The following is a 19,445-nucleotide window of genomic DNA, read 5'->3' as shown; positions in this document are numbered from 1 at the left end:
GGCGGCAAGAACATTGGAAAGCTCGTCGAGGCGCGGCGCGACGTCGTGCGATCGCTTCTCCCTCGGTCGACATCTTAACCGGTGGGCCGAAGCAAACCAGCCACACGCAGAAAAGTTGGTCGTTCCTGAAAAGTTGGTCGTTCCTGGTGGTGGTGGAGCTCGGTAGAGCGAAGCCGCCCAGACGCACGCCCTCAATAGCGCCGTAGCGGGCGGGCGGCTTTGCGGTGCTCACCGGCAGTTCTCCGGTAGGATTGGGTTGCGACACGCCAAGGCAAGCGAGGAACCAGCGATGACCGACGACATGATGAACCTGCGCACGCTGGTAGGGAAGTCCCCCGACGCCGATCTGCTGCGCGAGATGATCGGCTTTGCCGCCCAGCGTCTGATGGAGCTGGAAGTGGGAGGCCAGACCGGGGCGGCCTATGGCGAGAAGAGCCCCGAGCGTCTTGCCCAGCGTAACGTTACCGGGACCGGATTTGGGAGACCCGCGCCGGTGCGGTTGAGCTGCGAATTCCCAAGCTGCGCAAGGGCTCCTACTTTCCAGGCTTTTTGGAGCCGCCCGCATGGCTGAGAAGGCGCTCACCGCCGTGGTTCAGGAAGCCTATGTGCAGGGCGTCTCGACCCGCTCGGTGGACGACCTCGTCCAGGCCATGGGCATGACCGGCATCTCCAAGAGCCAGGTCAGCCGACTGTGCGGCGAGATCGACGAGAAGGTGAAGGCGTTCCTCGCCGGCCCGATTGAGGGCGACTGGCCATATCTGTGGATCGACGCCGCCTACGTGAAGGTGCGCCAGAATGGCCGCATGGTATCCGTCGCGGTGATTGTCGCGGTCGGCGTCAATAGCGACGGCCGACGCGAGGCCCTCGGCATGGACATCGGCCCGTCCGAGGCGGAGACGTTCTGGACGGCGTTCCTGCGCAAGCTCGCCCGCCGCGGCCTGCGTGGCGTCAAGCTCGTCGTGTCCGATGCCCACGAAGGTATCAAGGCCACCGTAGCCAAGGTGCTCAATGCCAGCGGCAACGGTGCCGCGTCCACTTCATGCGTAACGCGCTGGCGCATGCCGGCAAGACTGGACGGCGTGTCGTCTCTGCCTTCATTTGTCACAACAGAAGCGGATCTCTCCGCGGAGGACAGGCTGGCTACAACTGGCAGTTCGGTCGGGCCATCTTTGGCGTCCAGGGTGACATCGCCGGTGTGGATGTGAAGGGCACCAGTCCCGGCCTCAGAATTGGGGCATCGTGCACGGCCAAGAGCGATTGGTTAGCCACCGTCACGGGTCGGGTCGGCGGTGTTGTTGCCGACCGGACACTTGTGTACGTCAAGGGAGGTGCGGCCTGGATGCAAACGGATCATAACTTCAGCGTCCCTGCCGGTTTCGGCGGAGCGGCTTCCGTGAGCTCCTCCAGCACGAGCTGGGGTTGGTTGCTTGGCTCGGGTGCGGAATACGCGTTCTCGCCCAAGTGGAGCGCATCTTATCGAGTATAGCTAGATTGAGTTTCGACAAGAAGAACATCGCGCTGGATGTCTCAGCCTTCGCAGGCGCACCCGCAATCGCTAACATTGACTTGAAGAACAAGCTGTCGGTGGCCAAGATTGGCGTGAAGTATAAGTTCGGCGGGCCAGCCGCCGGATGGTGTTGATTCTCAAGGCTCCGAAGGAAAGCCCCGCTCACGCGACGCTTTCTCTTTGGCATCTGACGTCCTTCAAAGAGCGATGCGGATGGCGGCTTGAGGTGACAACGGACATCAATGGAGCTCAGAGCATTAGGCCTACATAGCCGGGGAGGTGTTGCGCTCTGGGATAACGAAGCAGCGCCGCGACGCCGGCAACGGAAGTCGGCGTCGTGTTGGGAAGCGCCCACTCCAGATCCGGGTAGAAGTCGCATAGCTGCTCGACTCGTTCCTCGGCGTAAGGAAGTCCGCCTCGGCAGCGATGTCGAATGGCGCGCCGGCCCGATCGTCAATCCGTCCTACCGCCCTCGGACAAGGAAGAATTGCTCGATCATTGTGGACTACCCACGAGGACGTCGCCGACGACAAGGTGCTCGCGTGGCGGCTCTAGCGGAAATTCATGCGTCGCGTGATATGTGGCGAGCATCTCAATTATTTTGCCGACCCTGGGGTCTATTGCCCTAAATCCCTGTCGCTTGGCGCGCTCGAACAGCGCATCTAACGAGTGTCCAACGTCATGTTTCATCAGCTCTTGCTGCGTCCCGCCGCACCCGCTCAACAAGCAAGGGAGCTGCGAGAGGCCCTCGCGGCCGAGGAGCCGGCGCCAACCGCGACTCTGCCGATGTCTTCGATAGGGCCGGTTCGACGCATGCGGGAACGAAGGCGACGCCAACGCGATGCTGCACGGGGGCCAAGCGAGTTCGCCGTAACGAAGCTCCGTTCGCGAAGAGCGTATTTCTGGTTGAGCGCGATCAGACGGATCGAACGTTCGATAATGTTGTTGTCGAGCTCGATGCGGCGGCCATCATCGACAAAGCGCGTCACACCCTGAGAGCGAGATAACTCCAGCGGATGGTGGACGGCGAGCTTGGCATTTTGTCATCTAGCGCCAATGACCTTGCCCCCAAAGGTTTTATCCAGTTCTGAGTTCGTCCTTGCCGCTGGATTTGCCGTGTTGGGCGCCTGTGGCAGGTCGTGGCGAGCTCGGACGGGGTTCTCTATCTGAGCTGCGAGTGGGGTCGCGTATCGTTGTAGTCGGCCCGCCAGCATTCAAGCGCGACGCGGGCTTGGGCCAACGACGTGAACAGCGTCTCGTTCAAAAACTCATCCAGCAGCCGACCGTTAAAGCTCTGATGAACGCGTTCTGCATGGGTTTGCCCGCGCGATGTAAGTGCCACGCGACGCAGCTCTGGTTGGTCCATGCGAGAATGGCGCTGCTGGTGAGCTCGCTGCCGTTGTCGCTGACCACCATGCTGGGCTTGCCACTCTCAATCATCAGCCGGTCCAGTTCCCGCGCCACGCGGGTGCCGGAGAGCGAGGTGTCGGCCATCAGCGCCAGGCACTCGCGGGTACAATCATCGACGACGGAGGATGCGGAAGCGGCGGCCGCAGGTCAGTTGGTCCGACACAAAGTCGAGCGACCGCCTATCGTTCGGCATCATCGGAACCAGCATCGGCGCCCGGGTCCCGATCGCCCGCTTGCGGCCACCACGGCCTTCCATTTTGTAGATGCTGGCATCGCTGACACCATGCTCGCGGCAGAGATGGCGACCGGAACCCCGGCTTCATGCTCCTCCAAATGCCCATGATCTGTTCTTCCGTAAATCGCTTGCGTTTCATGCTCTGGTCCTCGTCTTGGGCCAGACCGAACTTCAAACTGGATTAACCCGGAGGGGCAAGGTCATCGCCGCCGACACTTCACCACCGGTCGATTCGAATGTGCGGACGCGGTTCTGTATCAAAAGTGGTAGGTTCGTTGTCCGCGGTTCTCAGCTAACTTTACTATAGCCCTTTTGTGAGTAGCACACGTGCAACAAACGGACATCGCAACATGCAGACTTCATCTAAGCAACTCATCGATCTGCAACCGCGGGAGAAAACACGACCAACCTACGCTGGGAGAGAAGAGTCCACCCAAAGAACGGAAGATGCAGCTCGCCACTGCCATCAAAAAGCAACGGAGCAGACCAACCGCAAGAAACAGGGTGCGGCTGATCACCGTACGCGTCTTGGGCAAGTTGCGGTTCATAGGAATAGCCCGATCAACTGCTCACTTCTTTGAGCGGAACTTGGAGACGGCGCGGTCGAACCGGCCTAGAGGGTCGATGTCAGTCATGACCCCTCGCTTAACGACGTTACACGGAACGATTTTGCGTCCGAAGTCTCAGGAGTGAGCGCAAATCTCAACAGTATTGCCTGGGGCGGACACGGGAGCTGCATTAGAGAGCGGCCGTCAGTTGCCGGCCTGTCGTCCAAAACAGCCGACGAAACGGGCAAGCAGATCGGACGAAGTATGGAAGAAGTCCCCGCGGTCCGCCTAGGTGGTGTTTGCAGGGAAGTTAGATCGAGGACGTTTTTTTGGGAGGCAATCTTGAGTGCAATGAACGGATTGACTTTCACCGAAGCCGGCTGGGAGAGAATAGCGCACCTGATGTTTGGCGGACCCGATCAGAAGGGCCCGACCAATCGGCACAACCCGGTGTTCGTGCACGGTGCGCCTTGGACGCGCTTACATACCGTCCTTGGCGTGATCTTCCAGAGGCCTCTTGGGGAATGGATAGCATTCCGCCGCTTCAGTGGATGCACCGGGAAGGGGTTTGGTGGCGTATCGTCCACTCCATATCCGACGAGCCGATTACAAATATCCGGTCGTCGATTCCGCCCTTGTCCGGGTGCATCAGCGGAGAACGGTGGTCTGAAGATCAGGCGCTTGGCCGTTCGGCGGGCGGTCCGAACACGAAGATACAATCGGCCCAGCGCAAAACACGCGGAGCAATCTGGCTCCCTGTGCCGTTCCGGATGCCCTAAAGAGCCCGTTCGCTCAGGCAATACGGCTCACAAATACCGCGAGCAGACCGTATGACTTGCCAATACCAACTTCAGCCTGCTCTCGCTCTCCGGCTCGATGCGATCGGAAGTCGGCCATGAGGCTCGCACGTGTGGTCGTCGGCTTGGTTCTTTTGGTCGGGGGGCTATACGTCATCGTTGGGGAGCACTTCTCTGGAACGTCGGCAGATGCGACCGTAAATGCACGGCTCTATATTGTTCGCGCCCCGATCGAAGGAAGAGTAAGCCTCTCCGTCAAAAGCATCGGAACGCGCGTCAACCCGGGGGAACTTGCGGCTGAAGTGACCGATGAACGATTCGATACCGCTCGACTTCTCGACCTCGAGCGCGATCGAGACAACCAACAAATCGAACTTAAACGCGTTGGGGGCCAGCGAGCCGCCCTCTCGCTGTCAAGGGCCGAGTTCGATGCGCAATCAACCGGGTATCAGCGCGGCCGAATCCGGCAGATCGAGGCGCGGATCGCAGAAACCAGAGCGGCCCAAGACGCATCTGCCGCGCGGCTGCGCGAGGCGGACGCGGAATTCAAGCGGGCCAACGAGCTGAGCAATCGCGGCGTGCAGACGGTAGCCAATCTGGGTCGGGCTCGTGCCACACTCGATGTGGCACAGCAAGAATTGGAGAGTGCACAGCAGCGTGTCAGTTACTTCGAAACGGAACTCGCCTCGGCCCGCGAGGGTGTATTCATCGCAGAGGCCTCCAGCGACGCTCCCTTCTCGATGCAGCGAATTCGGGATATCGACCTGCGACTGGCCGAACTGCATGTCGAGGAGGAGCAAGTGAAAGGCCGGATGGCCCACTTTGGTCGGCAAATCGATGCCGAGCGCCTGCGTGTCAATCGTTTGACCTCTGCCATACTAAACGCCCGAGTCTCCGGTTTGGTCTGGGATGTTCTGCTGGAGCACGGCGAGCACACACGGCGTGGTCAAGACCTCCTTAAGTTTGTCGATTGCAACAGCCTGATGGTCACAGCGGGCGTCTCCGAATCGCTTTACGATAGCCTTTCGGTCGGGGCGCCGGTTCAGTTCCGGTTGTTCGGCGACGAGCGGATTTTCGACGGGACCATCACCCGACTCGGCGGTTCCGGCGCGTCGTCACTCTATGCAAATCTGGCGGTAGGACCAAGTACTCAACATCTTGAACGGTTCGACGTCACTGTGACCGTGCCGGATCTTGCGCAGCAGCCCGATCTCAGCTGCGCTATCGGACGCACCGGACGCATCATCTTTTCGAGCGGACCAATTGCACAGTTCCGCCGATTTCTTACACGCTACGGCTTCTGATGCTCGTACTGTCACCACTACTGGCCGCATTGGCGGGAGCCGCCGTCATTCTCGGGCTCCGTTTGGCAGTCTTGCCACTGCTCAATCCAAGCAAGTGGTACTGGCGCACTCTGCTCCTGGGGCTGGCCACAATTTTATCCTGGCGTTACGTAAACTGGCGGTTCACCGATACTCTGAAGCCACTCGATTGGACCGCCGGCGCTTTGTTCAGCTGGGGCTTCGCGGTGCTCGAGGCGCTGACAGTGTTGTCTTCGTCCATCGGCTTCGTAATCCTGTCGCGTGTAAGGGAACGGACTGCTGAAGCAGATCGCCACGCCGGCTGGTGGGCGCCTGAAGAAATGCCACGGGTAGACATCTTCATCACGACCTACAATGAGCCGCTGGAGATTCTCGAGCGAACAGTGATTGGCGCCAAGGCCGTCAGATTCAACAAGCTTCGTGTCTTTGTGCTTGATGATGGCCGCAGGGATTCGCTCCGCGAAGCTTGCGAGCGGCACAGCGTCGGCTACATCGTGCGCTCCGACAATATGCACGCCAAGGCGGGAAACATCAATCATGCGCTCTCGGTGCGCGCCTTGGATACTGATCGGCCGGAATTCGTCGCCATCCTGGACGCCGATTTTGTTCCTCATCTCGATTTTGTAGAACGAACCTTGGCGCTGTTTCACGATCCGAGTGTCGGGCTGGTTCAAACGCCGCAGCACTTCTTCAATCCCGACCCGATCCAGCACAACCTGGGCATCAGCACCGGATATCCGGATGAGCAGCGCCATTTCTTCGATAACGTGGAGCCGGCGCGAGACGCTTGGGGAATCGCGATCTGCTGCGGTACCTCCTCCGTTATGAGGGTTCGAGCCATTGAGCAGATCGGCGGCATTGCGACGCAAAGTGTTACGGAAGACTTCCTGCTCACGCTGAAACTTGCAGAAAACGGATGGAAAACCGTTTATCTCAACGAGCCACTGAGCGAGGGGTTGGCTGCCGAGGGGCTCAAGGAATACATCGTCCAGCGGGGTCGCTGGTGCCTTGGTCTGACTCAGATTGTACGTAATTCATACAATCCTTTCGGCTCACACCGACTGGATTTGATGCACCGGATCAGTGTCATCGATTCATTTTTGTACTGGTCCACGACCTTTCCTTTCCGCCTTGCGAGTCTCATCTGTCCGCTGTTGTACTGGTGGCTCGGCATAACGATCGTGAACGCGTCATTGGTCGATATCACCAGATACTATGTTCCCTATTTTGCCATGGTCTTGGTGGCCTTGAATTGGCTTTCGAAGGGACTATTCATTCCCATAATCAACGATACGGCGCAGCTGATTGCTGCCTGGCCGGTCTGCCGGGCAGCTGCACTGGGTCTTTTGACGAGAGGACCTCACCAGTTCTCGGTCACGGCCAAAGGCGGCGACAGGACGAAGATTGTTGTCCAATGGGGGTTGATGCGACCATTCCTAATTCTGTTTGGACTGACTCTAGGTGGCTTGGTGGTGCCGCTGAATCCTGAACTTGTCTTCAATACTTCGTCGACATCCGGCGATGGCGTCGCCATTGTTTTGTTCTGGACGATCTACAACCTCTTCGTCCTGCTGATAGTGATCTTTGTGTGCATTGAGCGGCCTCGCCCCAATCGACCGCAGCGGCAGGTACCCGAGCCCATCACGTTAACGATTGGAGACGCCAGATACCGCGGCTGGTTGATCAATCTCAGTCCGGGCGGCGCGCGCATTAGCGGTCCGTCCGGACTTGTGGCAGGGGCGGCAGGGAAACTGAGCGTCCCCATCATTGGAGATGTCGACGCACATGTCGTTGCGTCAACCCGAGACGGCTATCGGCTCAGGTTTTCGCCAACAGCAACACAGCGGGCGCAGATCGTCGAAAAGCTGCACACGATCCAGGCCGTTCCGGGATCTGATCGCGGAGATATCGTGCGCATCATCCGCGAACTGGCACGGGCGCTAACCCATTAGGGAGACGTGATGACCAGGAGAAGACTAAATATACGCACCCTCGTGTTCTTTGGGGGCGCCACGCTGATGCTCGTTCCAGCCATGGTGACTGCAACGGTGTATACCGCGGCCCTACAGCAACGCGGCGAGCAGCTGCAGGTAGACAAGCTGACGACTCGCGGCCAACTAAGCGCTAATCTGCTGGCGCGCCGCCTCTACGGTGTTTGGATGGACGTGGCCCGGCTCGCTGACCTGATCGATCCGACCGATCTGGCAAGCGCCCACGAACACATCCAGTTCCTAAGCCGGCTGGATGGCCGCTATTCCTGGCTCGGCATTGCAGATCTTGAGGGCAAGGTGCTGGCGGCCAGGGATGGAATGCTCGAAGGCGAGAGCGCCGCGCAGAGATCATGGTTCAAACGCGGCATTGCGGGGCCCGCTGCCATCGACGTTCACGAGGCACAGCTCCTGGCGAGCTTGTTGCCGGTGTCTCCTGAACCGTATCGCTTCATCGACTTGGCTGCTCCACTGCGGCACGCAGGTTCGATTGCCGGCGTGGTCGGTGCCCATCTGAATTGGAGCTGGGTAGGTGAGGGGATGACGGCTTTACAGGCGCCCGGAATCGAGGTGCTGCTGCTTTCGCGCAACCGAACAGTCTTGTTTGGTCCACCTGAGCTCGCCAACAAGCCCCTCAACGTCGGCTCCGCCCTGGCAGCCAGCCGGCTCACCACCGCGTTTCTCAGCGAGCTATGGCCTGACGGCAAGGAATACTTTGTCGTGATCGTCCCAACCATTGGATTTGCAGACCTCCCAAGCTTCGGGTGGTCTCTTCTGGTACGGCAGAATGCCAACCAGGCCATGGCGCCGGTCCGTGAATTGATCCGGTCGTTCTGGATCATTCTCGGCGCGGGCGCGGTGGCGGCTCTGGCGCTGCTCTTTTGTGCCGCCCAATGGCTCAGAACACCTCTGCGTCGGCTCTCGGAGTCCGCCGAGGCTATCGTGCTCGATTCCGCCGCCCGCCCGCCATATCAGGAAACCCGGTTTGATGAAGCCGCACGGCTAAGCGACGCACTGGTCAGGATACAGTCGAAGCTGATGAGCGCTTGGCCCGTCAGTTGACGACTTAAGGGCAGAAGCACGACTTGACTCATAATCCGGGTGAGGGCCTCGGAGCGTACATTCAGCCGAGTCTCCAGGGCATCGCTAACTCTTGGTTACGGCTTAGCCGGTGAAGCGGCGGCTGTTGTGGGCTGACGGTCGGTCGGTTTGGCGATCACCTCGATCTCATCGCTGAATGTTAGATCAAGGACAGGCTTTGGGAACTGCTGGTGCGGATTGAGACCGCGCAGCGTTTCTGCTCCGCCTCGCCGACTCGCCTGGTTAGACTGACAGCGGGAATCTGAAGAAGGTTCTCGAACCTGAACGCGTCGTCTCACTCATGCGGACGTCTGGTCACATCTTCAGCAACAGCCGTGCGGCCGGATTCGCGAAGTAGCGCGGGAATAGCGCCGGCTGGTTTGGCACCACTGAACAGATAGCCTTGTCCTTCGGTGCAACCATTGGCCGCTAGAAACGTCAGCTGGCCTGCGTCTTCGATGCCCTCGGCTGTGGTCTTCAAGCCAAATCCTTTTGCAAGGCCAAGGATAGCACGAACGATCACCCGGCTGTCAGGACTGTTGTTCAGATGCGAGACGAAGCTGCGGTCTATCTTGATCTTGTCGAGCTGAAACGAAAGCAGCTGGCTGAGCATAGCATAACCTGTTCCAAAATCGTCAAGTGCGATGCGGACGCCAGCTTGACGGAGCTCATCGATTACGGTCTTAGCAGCCGCGGTGTTTTCCAGGAGGGCGCTCTCCGTAATTTCAACCTCCAGGCGGTGCGGACTGAACCCGGTTTGGCGAAGGATCGATAGAATGCGTTGTGCAAGCGCGGGATCGAGCAATTGAATGGGCGAAATATTGAAGGCAAGCGTAAACGTCTGCGGCCATCCGTTGGCATCGAAACAGGCGCGTCGAAAAAGCTGATCTCCAAGAGCGTTGATGAGACCTACTTCTTCTGCAATCGGAATAAACACATCTGGCGGAATATGCCCCAAGCTCCTATTTTCCCAACGCGCCAGGGCTTCGAATCCGATGATGCAATTCTGTGTTAACGAAACCAACGGCTGGTAGTGAAGCTCGATAATGTCGGCCGTGATAGCGCTGCGAAGCTCTCGCTCGATCTGGATGCGCCGCTCGACATGGATGTCCATCTCTGGTTCAAAAAAGCGAATACAGCACCTGCCATTGCCTGGTATCGGACTCAGTGCACGTTCTGCGCGCCTGATCAATTCGTCCAAATTGAGACCGTCCTTTGGGGCGATCGCGACGCCAATTCCAACACCCAACTCGGCTGCCCCCGTCTTCGCCGCGAAACTGTAGGGAGCGGACCCCACAATTCGGCGCGCCAGATTGGCAGGATCCTCGAGGGAGCGAATATCTGGCAGCACTATCCCGAATTCCTCCCCTCCAATTCGCGCCAGGACGCAATCGTCGCGCAAGAGGTTCGCGATGCCCTTGGCAAACTCGCACAGTGCGTTGTCAGCCGCCGCGCGGCCATGCGTGTCCTTTATCCTCCTCAAGCCACCCAAGCTAACCATCAGGACGGCCACTTGGTGGGTGTTGCCCGCGAGGCCAAGACACGAACTAAGTGTTTCATCAAATGAGCGGCGATTAGGGAGGCTGGTCAATGGATCGTATCGAGCCAGATCGTGCGCTTCTCCTTCAGCAAGGCTTCGCGCCTTGGTTTCGCGGGCGAGATCGCGAAAGCGACGAACACTAAAGATTGTCAGCGCGATGCTCACGGAGCAGGAGATGAACAGAATGAAAGAGATGTCGTCGATTGCGGAACCCGCGGAGTCGCGTTCCAGCTTGGACAGGTGAGGGCCAAGGTGATAGGCGTGCGCAAAGACCGACACGAGAACGACGAGCGCCAACAGAACGATCAAATCCCTTGTGGCAGAACCAGGCCAAACGAACCGATCGGCGCGCAAAAAGCGCGATCGTGGAGATGACAAACTCATGACACGAACCTTCGCTGACCCGACCGTTCCAATGAGGTTCTTACAGCGTAAGTGCTAACCGAACGCACCTCTGCGCCGGTTGCCGAAACAACTCGCGCGACGCTTCGCAAGCGGCCGTGTAAACGCGCCGTCGGATCGCGATAACGGCTCCCCGCAACGTGGCTAGCAACCGGCGTGCCAGTTCGTACGTGATTAACCCGAATTCATAAGTGGCGAGTCGAGGCGCCGCGTGGGTTTGCGGGCCCTGCGGCGCGCGAGGATGCATGCCTGGAACGGGAGGTGTTTTCGTGCTACGGTTGATGCCGTGGATTGTTTATCGACTGGCTGTGCCACTCGCGTGATTCGTCTCGGTCTAACGGCGCTCTCGCAACCGCAGAGCGACCGACAGTCCACGTAAGCGAGTACAGGTATCATTATGGGAGACGTTCTGCATATGAGCACCAACGTTGCGGTGCACGAGCCGCCCGACCCACTGCGGCTGGTCACACAGGTGTATATGAGCCTTCTCCTCATCACCTTTGCTCTGATGCCCGCGCCCTTGATCGCCTACCTGTATTTCCAGCAGGATCGTACGCTAAAGTTTGAAAATCATCTGTTCCACGAATTTGCGATCGCCGTCGCCGCCCTTGAAGGGATGTTCGTCGCTTATGTGACGTGGCGTTGCTACCGGTCTTCCGGCGAACCTCTGTTGCGTTGGTTAACGCTTGGATTTCTAGGCTTCGTGCTGATCTATTCGCCGCACGGCGTCTTCACCGGTATGGCACACCGCAACATTTGGCTGTTTCTGCTCTATGGACCCGCATCGCGTCTCGCGATGTCGATTCTGCTCTTCGCTGGGTTGCTCAGCTACAATCACCCGTCAGACGACGTCCAGAAGCGTTCGGATGCGCGCGCATGGCGGATGTGGATTGGCCTGTTCCTGGCGATGGACATAGCCGTCGCTTTAATCGCCTACTCCCCGTATGCGGCACACCCGGCGGTACGCTTGTCCATGGAGGGCGGCGCCCTTGTGTTCAGCGCGCTGGACGTCGCCGTCATGCTTATGCGACGGATTTACTCACCACTTATGCTTGTTTTCGGCATTTCGGTCGCGTGGTTTGCAATATCGTCGCTCGCATTCATTGTGGCAACGCCCTGGAATCACATGTGGTGGCTCGCCCACGCGATCTTTGCCGGCGGGTTTTTCCTTCTCAGCTATGGAGTTGTCCAGGCTTTCCGAACGACGCAATCATTCTCGATCATCTATAGCCAGGAACAAATGATGGCCCGGCTAGCCGAGTCGATGGCCGACACTCAAAGGGCGCTACGGCAGCTGAAACTGAGCAATCAGACGTTGGAACGCCTTGCCGCCACCGACCCGCTGACCGGCGCCGGAAATCGGCGCCACTTCATCGAGCATATCGGCGCCGAGATCGCGCGGGCCAAGCGAAGCGGTGCTCCGTTATCTCTGCTGTCGCTTGATCTCGACCATTTCAAGGACATCAATGACTCACGTGGCCACAGTGTTGGCGATGAGGTCCTCCGAGGGTTCGTCCGGAAGTCTCTGGAGGCGATCCGCCCTTACGACTCTGTCGCACGGGTAGGCGGCGAAGAATTCATGGTGTTGCTACCCGGGGCGACGCTCGATACTGCCTACGCGGTAGCCGAACGCCTTCGGTCGACCATCGAAGGCACTGCATTCGATGTCGGAGCCCAACCGTCGGTCGGGGTTACGATCAGTGTTGGTGTCTCGGAGTTCGGGCGCGATGGAGATACGCTCGACGGGTTCCTGAACATTGCCGATCAGCGGCTCTATCGCGCAAAACATGAAGGTCGCAATCGAGTCATTGTCGCGTAAGGCTTCGTTCATCCGCGCGATAGCCTCAGGCGGACCGCGCCGCCACTACGGTTCCCGCCATCGTACTTCAGATCAGTGCGTCGTAGCCGCGTGCACCGCGCATTAGCCCATCACAAACAGCAAGGCATTCCATACTACCGACGAAATTCGAAGGGCTTTCCGCATGGCGGCCGAGTCTCGCTTGAAGAACCACAGTGGCCGACGAACTTCATCAAAGATGAACTCAGGCCCCTTTCGACGACGATCCGGGGATCGCAGTCCACAAAGCCCACTCGCGCGAGGCACGACCATCCGGCTCCCGGATAGGGATGTGAAGAAGGTCACGACCTGATGGTAGCTGATAGGGCGATTTGAGATGCTTCATGATCTGCTCGCGTCGCCGCCGGAATTGTTCACGGCGGGATCCTTATTAGCCCCGCTTCTGCCATTCCACTTGAACGCCGCACCGAATCCGCCCGCCTTCGTGTAAAGCTTCGGACATCAGTGTCCGCAACCAGACGCAGCGATGATCTAGGATGTTGGTGATCGCCATCGATCCCAGTTCGGGGGACCTGCGAGCTGGCCAACCAGTCTCGACATAACCGTCTAAAACGACAAATGATCGAGAGATCCGCCCTTTAAGACGCTGATATGGCCCTCGTTTCGTAAGCGTCGTTCTCAAGTCACGGCTTCAATCTCATGATGGAATAGGCCCACGGAAGCAGCTGATCGATGTCGCTGTTTGAATGGCCGCTGACGATTCGGGCGAGGGCGTCGGTCAGGTAAGCGAGCGGATCGAGGTCGTTCAGCTTACAGGTTTATGCCGCCCGCCGAACTATGCCGAACGGGTTTGGTATGGCACGCCGTTGTCACGCTGGTACGCGTCGATGGCGTGCACGGCAGCCCCATTCCATTCGGCATAGTTTGGTCGTTCAGAGCGCCTCCAGAAAGGCGAGCAGGCGGTCGTTCGGCTGGAACCGGGTTCGCTTGCCGCGCTCGTACGGCTTGAGCTTCGCCAGGGCAGCTTCCTTGAGGACGAGGTGGGCGTGCAGGTACGTCTGCGTCGTCTCGACCGATTCATGACCGAGCCATAGCGCGATCACGGAGCAGTCGACGCCGGCTTGCAGCAGCTCCATCGCAGCGCTGTGCCTCAGCACGTGCGGTGACACGCTCTTGGCCTTCAAAGATGGGCAACTCTTGTGAGCGACACGAACATGATTTCCCAGGAGCGACTGGACGCTGTCGGCACTGAGCCGGCGCCCGTGCACGTTGGGGAACAACGCTGTTGCTCCTTTCCGTTACGGTTCCTTGAGCCATGCCTGGAGCGCACACCGAGCGAGTGTGGTCAGCGGAGTGGTCCGCTCCTTCCGCCCTTTACCGACGCATCGTACGTGTGCGCCAGACCCGCGGTGGACGGCATCCCGGTCAAGGCCAGTCAGCTCGGAGAGGCGTAAGCCCGTCTGGGCCGCGACCAGCAGCAAGGTGTGATCGCGGCGGCCAAGCCACGTCGTTCGATCGGGCGCGGCGAGAACCGCCTCGATCTCGGGGCGCGTCAGGAAGTGCACCTGTCGCTTATCGTGGCGCTTGCTCGGTATGGCGAGCACGCGCTGGATCAGCGCACTGTGTGCCGGCTCCTCGAAGGACACGAACCTGAAGAAGGATCGGATAGCGGTCAGACGCAGGTTACGCGTCTTCGCGCTCGCGCCGCGCTTTACCTCGAGATCGGTTAGGAACGCGCCGATGAACGTTGCGTCCAAATCGGCGAGCATCAGGGCCGATGGGGGCTTCCGGGAGCTGCACCTGTGCGAACATGAATAGCAGCCGGAACGTGTCCCTGTAGGAGGCGATCGTGTTGCCGCTGACGTTGCGCTGGCGCATGAGGCGCTCGGTGAAGAAGCGCTCGATCAACGTGGCGACATTGCAGGCGGGCTTCATGGCGTCACCTCCCACCGCCGATCGAGACGCCGCGCCGCTTCTTCCATCAACTCGGGGCAGGCCGAGAGATACCAGTAGGTATCACGCACGCAGGCGTGGCCGAGGTAAGTGGAGAGCACTGGGAGTTGCTGCTCGACGTCCTTGCCTTCGCGATACCAGTCGAGCAGCGTCCGGATGGCGAAGCGATGACGGAAGTCGTGCACGCGTGGCCCGGTACGATCACCTGGGCGCCGCAGCCCGATCTCTCGGGACAATCGCCAGAAGACGCGATGAACGTACTGGTGCAGCAAGCGGCCTCCCTGTTCGGCAACGAAGAAGGTCGAGCCGCGGCGTGATCCAAGCATCGCGTCGCGCCGGTGGGCGTAGTCGCGCAACGCGGTTCTCGTCGTCGGATGCAATGGCACGAGCCGCGACATGCCGAACTTGGTCAGCCGGACCGTCAGCACCCCGGCGTCGAGGTCGACGTCATCACGCTCCAGGCCCATCGCCTCGGATATACGCATGCCCGTCACCGCGATCAGCCCGAACAGGGTATGGTAGGTCCATCGGCGCAGCCCGCCCGCTGGCGGCAGAGCCAGCGCTGCCGTCAGCAACGCATCGATCTCCGCGTCGCTGTAGACATAGGGCTTGGCGCGCTTCCATCCGGGCAGCATGCCGACGGGCGGTACCTCCGTTCTCAGATCGAAGTTGGCGACATGGCGCGCGAACCCGCGCACGTCGCTCAATCGCAGCGCCCAGGATGCATGACGATCGGGCGGCAGCGTTGAGAAGCTCGGTAGCGAGACTGTGTCGGAAGATATGGGCGCCGCGGTGTGCGCAACCTTCGTTTCCAACGCGATCGAGGGCGGCCTTGGCGATCATGGTGATCGCACATCCGGAAGCAAACCCGATGTGCGGCGCGAGTGTGCGGACGAACAACCGTCGGCACGACGACTTTGGGCGGCCACTGCGCAGATATGCAATGATGGCCGCGCCAACGTCTGGCGGTATCGGCATCCGTGCACGCTGTCGGCCCTTGGCGCGAACGAGTATCTCGCTGGCGCGCCAGTCGATATCATCCAGCGTGAGCGTCGCGACCTCGTCGGCCCGCAGGCCGAGCTTGGCCAGCAACAACAGAATGGCGTAGTCGCGCCGTCCCATCACCGTCTTTCGGTCGCAACCATCGAGAGCCTTCCGCACCTGTGCGGCAGGCAGATAGGTCGGCAGAGTTGCGAGCTTCCATCGCCGCATCGATGGAACGCAACCCGCCAACAGGCGCGCGTTCAGCCCCCGATGGTGGAGGTAACGGAGAAAGGCGCGCAACGACCAGCACATCGCCTTGCCTGTTCCCGGGCTCCAATCCTGGGCGTGGCGCTCAATGTAGCGGATCACGTCCTCTTGGTTGATCTTGCACAGGGCGGCGGTGCCGCCGGAGCACACCTCGTGCAGGAACCCGCGGATGACCGGGAGATGGCGGGCGATGGACCTCGGGGCCAAGCCGCGCTCTGATCGTAAGCGGGGCTGCGAGGCCCATCAGATTGTTTGTGCGTAGACCTATGAGCGCCGTTAGAAGAGTCATCTTCTGCAAGGGTGCTCACAATGGACGACCATTCGGACGACATAAGACGACCGTTGTCACCGCGCATAGAAGTGTATGCCGGCGGCGGCCGGAAACAGTGGCCAGATGATTTGAAGGCGCAGATCGTCGCGGACAGTCTCGAACCGGGCGCGATCGTAACAGATGTCGCACGTCGCCATGGCTGCCGGCCCCAGCAGGTGCATGACTGGCGGCGCCGGGCGCGTTCAGGTCAACTGGTGCTGCCAACTGCGGGGGGAGCACTGTCGTTTGTGCCGTTGGTGTCGGAATCGTCGCCATCGGTGGTTGCAGCTCCCTCCGGGTCGGCGGAGGCAGCCGTTGTGACGGTTGAGCTCCATGGGGCACGAGTTGAGGTGCGAGGGACGCCTGGCCTTGCTGTGTTGAGTGATGTGTTTTTTGCGTTGCGCCGGACGCGTTCATGCTGACGGCTCCCGCTGGCCTCATGATTTATGTTGCGACCCGACCTGTAGACTTCAGGAAGGGCGCAGATGGCCTGGCGCTGTTGGCGAAGGCGACGCTGGGCCACGATCCGATGAAGGGCGTGGCGGTGGTCTTCCGTGCGAAGCGCGCTGATCGGGTGAAGATTGTTGTCTGGGATGGCAGCGGCCTTGTGATGTACTGGAAGCGGCTCGATGGCAGCGGCTTCAAATGGCCTCCCATCGTGGCCGGCGTCATGCGAATGAACGCCGCGCAGTTGTCCGCGCGTCTGGCCGGCATGGATTGGACACGCATGCATGCGCCTCGAATCCCGCAGCCGAAAGCGCTTGCGTAGGACATAAAATCTTCGCTGCATCGGCGCGCAAAGCATGACAGACTCGGGCCGATGAGTGATTTGCCTGATGAGCTGCCGAGCGATCCAGCCGAGTTGCGTACCTTTGCCGCGGCTCTGCTGGATCGCTGCGCCAGGCTCGAGCGGTTGCTCAAGCTTGCAAAAGACGCGCAGTTCGGTCGATCCTCGGAAAAGCTTGACGCTGATCAGCTCCAGCTTGTTCTGGAGGATATCGATCAGGCTGTCGCGGCTCTCGAGGCAGCCGAGGACCGCGCCAATCCCAAAGCACGCGAGAAGAGAGCTGCCGAGCGCAGGGCCAATCGTGGCAAGCTGCCGGAGCATTTGCCGCGCATGATCGAGACCCTGATGCCCACTGCAACCTGCTGCCCGTGCTGCGCAGGCGACCTTTTTGAGATCGGTCACGATGAGAGCCAGAGGCTGGACGTCGTACCGGCGCAGTATCGCGTCATCGTCACCCGCCGCCCCAAACTGGCTTGCCGCGCCTGTCACGGCGTCGTCCTCCAGCATGCTGCTCCCGAGCGATTGATCAGGGGAGGACTGCCGACCGAGCGGCTCGTCGCGCATGTGATCGATGCCAAGTATCATTGGCATTTGCCGCTTTACCGCATGGCGACGCACGGAATAGCGCTGGATCGTTCCACGCTCGCCTTCTGGGTTGGCTAGGGCGCCCAGGAATTGAAGCCCTTGTGGCATCGTCTGCGTCAGCTTGTGCTCGCCTCTTCGAAGCTCTGTGTCGACGAGACCCCCGCACCGGTATTGGATCCGGGGCGCGGCAGGACCAAAACCGGCTACTTCTGGACGCTGTCACGCGATGACAGGCCCTGGGCCGGACCTGACCCACCTGGTGTGGTTTACGCCTATGCACCGGGCCGTGGGGCCGTCCATGGCTTGAGGCTGCTCGAAGGCTATCGCGGCATCATCCATTGCGACGGCTATCAGGCTTACAAGACCATGACCCGAGAGACGCGTGCGGACGCCTTGTCCGGGACGCTCGCCTTCTGCTGGTCGCATCTGAGGCGCCAGTTTGTGAAGATCGAGCGCGAGGCCGCTCCGGCGCCAGCTCCGGTTGCGCGCGAGGCTCTTGAGCGCATCGCCCAGCTTTACGCGGTCGAGAAAGCGCTCCGCGGCCGATCGGATGCCGAGCGCCGTGCTGGCAGGCAGGCGCATGCCCGATCTCTGGCTACAGCCTTGAAGCAGTGGTTTGAGGCCAAGCTTGATCACCTTGCACAGAAGAGCGACACGGCGAAGGCCCTGCGCTACGCGCTGCATCATTGGGACGGTTTGACGCTCTATCTTGATGACGGGCGCATCGAGATGGACACGAATGCTGTCGAGCGTGCGATGCGGTCGATCAAGCTCAACGCCAAAAACTCCCTGTTTGCCGGTTGCGACGAGGGCGCCGAGAATTGGGCAGTTCTCGCTTCGTTGATCGAGACCTTAAGCTCAATGGCGTCAGTGCCGACCACTGGCTCGCTGATGTTCTCGCGAAGCTTGTCAATGGTTGGCCTGCGGCGCGACTGGACGAACTGCTCCCTTGGGCATCGATCTACACGATGCATGCACACGTTCCGAGGCTGGCGGCATGAGCCTGAACAGGACCGCGGTCCGGATCAAGGTGACCCTCAAGGACGTAACCGGAGGTCGTGCGTCGCCTTGTCGTACCCGTCACCCTGCGCCTCGACCGGCTGCATTTGACGCTTCAGGAGGCGTTTGGCTGGACGAACAGCCACCTCTTCGAGTTCTTCGCTGGTGAGGCACATTGGGGGATTCCCGACCCCGACAATGATTACGGCCACCAGCCCATGGATGCTCGTAAAGCGCGGCTTTGCGATATCGTTCGAGAGACCGGCGCCAAGACCATCCACTATCTCTATGACTTCGGCGACAGCTGGGACCATGTGATCAAGCTCGAAAAAAGGTTCGACAACACCACGACGGAGGGCATGCCCTTCCTGCCCGAGGCCGCCGGTGGTTGTCCTCCGGAACACGTCGGTGGTGCGCCAGGCTATGCCGAATACCTCGACGCCATCAGCGACCCTGCTCATCCGGAGCACGACAATATGCGCCGCTGGGGCCCGGAGCGGTTCGATCCCAACGTGATCGACCGGAAGGCCCTATGCGTGCCTGAAGTCCATCAAGCCACGCGCCAAGGCGGTATCGCGAGCGATCAAGATGAGTCACGCAGGAACGGGCGCCATGGATGATCATCCGGCGCAGATATCGATTGCCGCGCTTGCTTATCCCCAGCAGCTTCGTTTTGCCTCCCGTAGAATATTCTCTCGGGACAAGACCTAGCCAAGCTGCCATATCGCGGGCCTTTTTGAACTGGCGGGCAGATCCAGCTGCTGCCAAAAGCGCCGTCGCGGCCAGCGGACCAATGCCCGGGATGGTCATCAATCGACGTGCGGTATCGCTTTGAGAGGCAAGTGCCTCAATCTCGCGGTTGACCTCGGCAATCCGCAGCTCCAGCTGCCGCAGCTCGTCAAATGTAGATGCAAGAATGCGACGCATCGCCGA

11 protein-coding genes and 8 pseudogenes are annotated in these 19,445 nt (G+C 60.1%); 11 read left to right on the top strand and 8 right to left on the bottom strand.

Annotation, left to right across the window (positions count from 1 at the left end; genetic code table 11):
* Positions 1-289: 289 nt before the first annotated feature.
* The 3 genes and pseudogenes from AC0L3P_RS35510 to AC0L3P_RS35500 form a co-directional block, all read left to right on the top strand.
* Positions 290-1,099 (top strand): annotated as a pseudogene (locus tag AC0L3P_RS35510) (IS256 family transposase); the annotation flags it as partial.
* Entirely contained in the window at positions 1,097-1,486 is a 390-nt protein-coding gene (locus AC0L3P_RS35505; protein WP_473308850.1) for an outer membrane protein, read from the top strand. The pseudogene AC0L3P_RS35510 and the gene AC0L3P_RS35505, both read left to right, overlap by 3 nt.
* Positions 1,487-1,491: 5 nt before the next feature.
* The gene (locus AC0L3P_RS35500; RefSeq protein ID WP_473308837.1) at positions 1,492-1,641 is read left to right on the top strand and encodes a hypothetical protein; all 150 of its coding nucleotides are present in this window, start codon (positions 1,492-1,494) and stop codon (positions 1,639-1,641) included.
* A gap of 756 nt (positions 1,642-2,397) precedes the next feature.
* Here the strand turns inward: AC0L3P_RS35500 and AC0L3P_RS35495 are convergent.
* Positions 2,398-2,499, bottom strand: a pseudogene (locus tag AC0L3P_RS35495) (IS66 family transposase); the annotation flags it as partial.
* Positions 2,493-3,164 (bottom strand): annotated as a pseudogene (locus AC0L3P_RS35490) (integrase core domain-containing protein); the annotation flags it as partial. The pseudogenes AC0L3P_RS35490 and AC0L3P_RS35495, both read right to left, overlap by 7 nt.
* Positions 3,165-4,595: 1,431 nt before the next feature.
* On the opposite strand from AC0L3P_RS35490, the gene AC0L3P_RS35485 reads away from it, so the two are divergent.
* Genes AC0L3P_RS35485 through AC0L3P_RS35475 form a run of 3 tightly spaced genes read left to right on the top strand, consistent with a single transcriptional unit; the run spans position 4,596 to position 8,869 of the window.
* Positions 4,596-5,801: an HlyD family secretion protein gene (locus tag AC0L3P_RS35485; RefSeq protein WP_473308836.1), complete on the top strand. Its 1,206-nt coding sequence runs from the start codon at positions 4,596-4,598 to the stop codon at positions 5,799-5,801.
* Positions 5,801-7,771, top strand: coding sequence for a glycosyltransferase (locus AC0L3P_RS35480; RefSeq protein ID WP_473308835.1), 1,971 nt, complete (start codon positions 5,801-5,803; stop codon positions 7,769-7,771). The genes AC0L3P_RS35485 and AC0L3P_RS35480 overlap by 1 nt, the downstream gene beginning before the upstream one ends.
* Positions 7,772-7,780: 9 nt before the next feature.
* On the top strand, positions 7,781-8,869 hold the full coding sequence (locus tag AC0L3P_RS35475) for a PDC sensor domain-containing protein (RefSeq protein ID WP_473266590.1): 1,089 nt from the start codon (positions 7,781-7,783) through the stop codon (positions 8,867-8,869).
* A gap of 313 nt (positions 8,870-9,182) precedes the next feature.
* Here AC0L3P_RS35475 and AC0L3P_RS35470 read toward each other — a convergent pair whose 3' ends face one another.
* Positions 9,183-10,811 (bottom strand): putative bifunctional diguanylate cyclase/phosphodiesterase, encoded by a 1,629-nt coding sequence (locus tag AC0L3P_RS35470; RefSeq protein ID WP_473308834.1) that lies wholly within the window; start codon positions 10,809-10,811, stop codon positions 9,183-9,185.
* Between the two features lie 433 nt (positions 10,812-11,244).
* Between AC0L3P_RS35470 and AC0L3P_RS35465 the strand changes: the two genes are divergently transcribed.
* Entirely contained in the window at positions 11,245-12,648 is a 1,404-nt protein-coding gene (locus tag AC0L3P_RS35465) for a GGDEF domain-containing protein (protein WP_473256137.1), read from the top strand.
* A 662-nt stretch (positions 12,649-13,310) separates the two neighbouring features.
* On the opposite strand, the pseudogene AC0L3P_RS35460 reads toward AC0L3P_RS35465, so the two are convergent.
* From AC0L3P_RS35460 to AC0L3P_RS35445, 4 genes and pseudogenes are all read right to left on the bottom strand, one after another.
* Positions 13,311-13,445, bottom strand: a pseudogene (locus AC0L3P_RS35460) (transposase domain-containing protein); the annotation flags it as partial.
* A 114-nt stretch (positions 13,446-13,559) separates the two neighbouring features.
* Positions 13,560-14,562 (bottom strand): annotated as a pseudogene (locus tag AC0L3P_RS35455) (tyrosine-type recombinase/integrase).
* Positions 14,559-15,278, bottom strand: a complete 720-nt coding sequence (locus AC0L3P_RS35450; RefSeq protein ID WP_473308849.1) for a tyrosine-type recombinase/integrase — start codon at positions 15,276-15,278, stop codon at positions 14,559-14,561. Before AC0L3P_RS35450 ends, AC0L3P_RS35455 begins: the two are co-directional and overlap by 4 nt.
* Positions 15,279-15,375: 97 nt before the next feature.
* Positions 15,376-15,702, bottom strand: a pseudogene (locus tag AC0L3P_RS35445) (tyrosine-type recombinase/integrase); the annotation flags it as partial.
* 438 nt (positions 15,703-16,140) lie between these two features.
* Here AC0L3P_RS35445 and tnpA point away from each other — a divergent pair.
* From tnpA to AC0L3P_RS35425, 4 genes and pseudogenes are all read left to right on the top strand, one after another.
* On the top strand, positions 16,141-16,563 hold the full coding sequence (tnpA, locus tag AC0L3P_RS35440) for an IS66-like element accessory protein TnpA (protein WP_473308833.1): 423 nt from the start codon (positions 16,141-16,143) through the stop codon (positions 16,561-16,563).
* Positions 16,557-16,910, top strand: a complete 354-nt coding sequence (gene tnpB / locus AC0L3P_RS35435; protein ID WP_473308832.1) for an IS66 family insertion sequence element accessory protein TnpB — start codon at positions 16,557-16,559, stop codon at positions 16,908-16,910. The genes tnpA and tnpB overlap by 7 nt, the downstream gene beginning before the upstream one ends.
* Before the next feature lie 51 nt (positions 16,911-16,961).
* Positions 16,962-18,514: pseudogene (gene tnpC / locus AC0L3P_RS35430) on the top strand (IS66 family transposase).
* A gap of 57 nt (positions 18,515-18,571) precedes the next feature.
* Positions 18,572-19,132, top strand: coding sequence for a plasmid pRiA4b ORF-3 family protein (locus AC0L3P_RS35425; protein WP_473308831.1), 561 nt, complete (start codon positions 18,572-18,574; stop codon positions 19,130-19,132).
* On the opposite strand, the pseudogene AC0L3P_RS35420 reads toward AC0L3P_RS35425, so the two are convergent.
* Positions 19,044-19,445 (bottom strand): annotated as a pseudogene (locus AC0L3P_RS35420) (transposase); the annotation flags it as partial. The gene AC0L3P_RS35425 and the pseudogene AC0L3P_RS35420 overlap by 89 nt on opposite strands.

This window comes from Bradyrhizobium sp. WSM4874 (genome assembly GCF_055811835.1).
Note: the sequence above shows the minus strand (reverse complement) of the source record. Positions and strands in the feature narration are given on the sequence as shown.